Source organism: Brachyspira pilosicoli, from assembly GCF_019402445.1.
In the GTDB taxonomy this organism is placed as follows: Bacteria; Spirochaetota; Brachyspiria; order Brachyspirales; family Brachyspiraceae; genus Brachyspira; species Brachyspira pilosicoli_B.
In genome coordinates, this window is sequence record NZ_SRZM01000397.1 from 1 (window position 1) to 3,981 (window position 3,981).

Genomic DNA, 3,981 nt, shown 5'->3' on the forward strand with positions numbered 1-3,981 from the left:
ACAAAGAAGCAAAAAGGCTGCATTTTTATATTTTATAAAAAATTAAATTGCTTTGCAAAAATAATTTCATTAATTAATTTTATATTTATTTTATTAATATATCTTTAATCCATTTTCTTATTTCACTCTCAGCACTTGCTGCAGAGCTTCCATATACGCTTAATATTTTACCTACTTGTTTAGACTTTGATTCTTTTTCTATATCTCTTTTAATGCTTCCACACCCTCCGCCGCCATGTGTACAGAAAGGCATTATTATTTTATTAGAAAAATCAAAACTATTTAGAAACGTATTTAACGGAGGAGCCATTGTGTTCCACCAGTTTGGAGTTCCTGCAAATATAATATCATAATCGTCTATGCTCTTTATGCTGTTTTTTAATTTTGGTTTGTAACCGCTGTTTATATCTCTTTTAGCTTCGTTTAATACGGTGCTGTAGTTTGGCGAATATGCTTTCTCTGGCTCTGTATTAAAAAAGTCTACCACAGTATTTTGTGATTCTTCTTTTATAATTTTTGCTATTGTATCAGCAAGTTTTTTAGTGTTTGCTGAATGCGAATAATAAGCTATCAATATTTTCATTTTAAGTTCCTATAGTTCTTATTTTAATATTTTATAATTGGGGCTTTGCCTCCCTGCGAAGCGTACTCGTAGAGTAAAACCCCAGTTCTTTTGCCGACGCTCTGCGTGCCGTAGGCAAGGCACCTACTCGGTGGATAATTGTTTTACAATATTAAAAACATAAAATGCTCATTATAAATTATAATATATTTATGCTTTCAATTTTATAACAACTATATTATTTTCCTACTATCTCCATATGCTCCTTCGGATACCTATCACCCTCTATCGTTATTTGTGAAATAGCTTCATTTATCTTATTTAATTCCTCCTTGCTAAAATCCACATTAACAGAATAAGCATTCTCTTTTAATCTCTCTATCCTGCTTGCACCAAATATCGGCACTATAAACGGTTTTTGATGAAGTACCCAAGCTAATGCTATTTGGGCCTTTGAAACATTTTTAGCTTTAGCAATCTCTTCCAAAATATCAATCAATGCTTTGTTTTTATCAAAGTTCTCTTTTTGAAATCTTGGAATAGAGCTTCTAAAATCATTTTTTGAAAAATCGCTGTTAAGCTTTCCTGTTAAAAAACCTTTACCCAATGGAGAGAAAGGCACAAAACCAATATTTAATTCTTCTAATAACGGTATAATTTCTTTTTCTGGCTCCCTCCAAATCATAGAATATTCGCTTTGTATGGCTGTGAGTTTGCATACTTCATTAGCTTTTTTTATGCTGTTTGCCCCTGCCTCCGAAATGCCCCAATGTTTAATTTTACCTTCTTTTATTAATTCTTTCATTGTGTCTGCAGCTTCTTCAATAGGAGTGTTAGGGTCAACTCTGTGAAGATAATACAAATCAATATAATCAGTTTTCAGTCTTTTTAATGAACCTTCTATTGATGATATTATAGTTTCTTTTCTTGCATCTAACACAGGCTTTCCGTTTACAGTTTTTATTCCGCACTTCGTAGCTATTATAACTTTATCTCTATGTTTCTCTAATGCCTCTCCTACAATCTCCTCGTTTTTGTATGGACCATAAGCTTCTGCTGTGTCAAAAAAATTAATGCCTAATTCAATAGCTTCATGTATAACGGATATTAATTGCTTTTTATCATAATTCTCATCATACACTACGCCATAACCCATGCACCCTAAACCAACAGCCGAAACTTCCAAATCCCCAAGTTTTCTTTTTTGCATATTAATAACTCCTTATTATTATTATCTGTTTACATAATTAATATTTTAATTAATACCAATCATGCTTTTCATTGCGGTTAAGTTTTGATATTCTTCTCATCTCATCATCGCTCAATTCAAAATCATATAATTCTGTATTTTTCTATTATATGAGCCCTATTGCTTGAACCGGGTATTACAATAACTCCCCTCTGTAAATGCCATCTTAATATAATTTGAGCAACTGACTTATTATGCTTTTTAGCTATCTCTTTTAATACACTATCATTTAAAAGCTCTCTTTGATGACCTCTTCCCCCCAATGGATACCATGCTTGAACAGCTATCCCCAAACTTTGAATATATTCCACCACTTCAGTATCTTGATAATATGGGTGTATTTCATTTTGAACCAAAGCAGGCATAATATTTATTTTTGGCAAGAACTCTTTTAATTCTTTTATATACCAATTAGAAAGACCAATAGATTTTATCTTTCCTTCTTTTACAGCTTTCTCTATTGCCTTATACGCTTCAACATCATTATTTCCCGGGTGATGAAGAAGCATCATATCAATATAGCCTAATTTTTTTAATGCTTCGTTTATTGCATTTTCTGCATCATTATATTGATTAGGATATAGCTTTGTAATTACAAAAATATCTTTTCTATCAATCTTAGAATCTCTCACAGCTCTTGCAACCTCCTCTTCATTGCGGTATATATAAGCCGTGTCAATTAATCTCACCCCATTTTGTAAAGCATAAAGCACAGAGTTGTAGCAAACATCATTTAATAAGCTGTATGTTCCTATTCCATTTAAAGGTATTTCATAACCATTATTTAGTGTAACAGTTTTTGTATTGAAGTTAAAATTTCCTTTCATATTATTAGCCTCTGCTTTTATGTTTATTGATGTTATAAAAATTAGTAATAAAGTTATAAAAGTATTTTTCATTATTTTTCCTTTTATAAGAATTTAAGTTTCATGTATTATTAAGCAGTAACTTTTTAAATACATACTAAAAACTTTAGATTCTGTAATTTTTTCTGTTCTTTTTCCCGCAGCTCGCGGTGCGGACTTCGTCAAAAGAACCAAAAAGTGCAAGTGTTTCAACTTTACCTTTTTTGAACATGTAAATATAAAATAATATCTATGCTTTCGTATACATAAAAAGCTATAGTTCATTAAATGCAGTCTTTTTGGTTCTTTGTGCCAACAAAAGAACTGGGGTGCGGGGCAAAGCCCTGCAAATATTTCAAAAAATCATTTTAAACTACTAAATCTTATAATTGCATAAATATTTTAGTTGATAAATTAATTTCAAAAAACTAGTTTGCACTAAAAGTTATTTCTATGCTTCCCCTTCCAAGTGAATCTTTTAAGCCGTCTGTATTTTCTATATATCCAATTTTTGTGTAGCTATATGATGTTGAAAAACTTTCATAAAATAAAACCAAACAATTATTGCCGTATAGCATGAAGTCGCCTCTTTTTATACTGCCTACCCTTTCACTTTTTGTTGTAAGTGTTGAACTTAAATTATGATATTTTTCATTGCTGTTTAAATCATTCATTGTAATAGTTAAGGGAAGCATTCTTAAAAAATCTCTCGCGGTGTCATTATCATACAATATTAACTTGTATTCTTTGTTGTTTATTCTTAAATTAACATAATTATTTAAAGTGTTCATCATAGCAGAACTATCTCCATAAATAGAATTGCATGCTGTCATTATAAAAATTAAAAAGCTTAATAATATTTTCATTTTTTATCCTCTTTATTTATCATCTCTTTGATAATTTTATTTCACACTCTCTCATCTTTGTATCATAATTGTTTATTTTGTAATTTAATTTTTCTAAAGTATCTTTAAGCTCATTAATTTTACTTTCTATTATATCTCTTTGGTCTAATAATAATTGCTTTCTAGCCTCTATTGTAGCATCGCCTTTGTTGTAGAGTTTTATATATTCTATCAATGATTCTATACCCATCCCAGCACTTCGCATACATTTAGCAAACTCTATCCAGCCTATATCATAATCAGTATAATTTCGTATACCGCTTTCGGTTCTCTCCACTTCTGGTATAAGCCCTATTCTCTCATAATACCTTAAAGTGTCGGTTGATAAATCTGTCTTTTTGCTTACTTCAGCTATTGTCATAATTTAAGCCCCTAGTCTTTTTTGTTTTAATTATAGCATTAGAGTATGCTCCAATGTCA

The 3,981-nt window shown here is 30.5% G+C and carries 4 protein-coding genes and 1 pseudogene; all 5 read right to left on the minus strand.

The window, feature by feature from the left end:
• Positions 1 to 85: 85 nt before the first annotated feature.
• The 5 genes and pseudogenes from E6A48_RS11305 to E6A48_RS11325 all read right to left on the minus strand — a co-directional run bounded on the left by E6A48_RS11305 (position 86) and on the right by E6A48_RS11325 (position 3,922).
• The gene (locus E6A48_RS11305) at positions 86 to 583 is read right to left on the minus strand and encodes a flavodoxin (RefSeq protein WP_219710408.1); all 498 of its coding nucleotides are present in this window, start codon (positions 581 to 583) and stop codon (positions 86 to 88) included.
• Positions 584 to 800: 217 nt separating this feature from the next.
• A complete protein-coding gene (locus E6A48_RS11310) occupies positions 801 to 1,772 on the minus strand; it encodes an aldo/keto reductase (protein ID WP_219710409.1) in 972 nt (323 codons plus the stop codon).
• Between the two features lie 49 nt (positions 1,773 to 1,821).
• Positions 1,822 to 2,710, minus strand: a pseudogene (locus E6A48_RS11315) (aldo/keto reductase).
• A 374-nt stretch (positions 2,711 to 3,084) separates the two neighbouring features.
• Positions 3,085 to 3,522, minus strand: a complete 438-nt coding sequence (locus tag E6A48_RS11320) for a cyclophilin-like fold protein (RefSeq protein ID WP_219710410.1) — start codon at positions 3,520 to 3,522, stop codon at positions 3,085 to 3,087.
• 19 nt (positions 3,523 to 3,541) lie between these two features.
• Positions 3,542 to 3,922 carry a MerR family transcriptional regulator gene (locus E6A48_RS11325; RefSeq protein WP_219710412.1) on the minus strand — a complete coding sequence of 127 codons (381 nt, stop codon included), beginning with the start codon at positions 3,920 to 3,922 and terminating at the stop codon, positions 3,542 to 3,544.
• Between the last annotated feature and the right edge of the window lie 59 nt (positions 3,923 to 3,981).

What these genes read in the sequence shown, in the direction of transcription:
- E6A48_RS11305 (WP_219710408.1), bottom strand. Translation starts at nt 583, where the DNA reads ATGAAAATATTGATAGCTTATTATTCGCATTCAGCAAACACTAAAAAA.
- E6A48_RS11325 (WP_219710412.1), bottom strand. Translation starts at nt 3,922, where the DNA reads ATGACAATAGCTGAAGTAAGCAAAAAGACAGATTTATCAACCGACACT.
- E6A48_RS11320 (WP_219710410.1), bottom strand. Translation starts at nt 3,522, where the DNA reads ATGAAAATATTATTAAGCTTTTTAATTTTTATAATGACAGCATGCAAT.
- E6A48_RS11310 (WP_219710409.1), bottom strand. Translation starts at nt 1,772, where the DNA reads ATGCAAAAAAGAAAACTTGGGGATTTGGAAGTTTCGGCTGTTGGTTTA.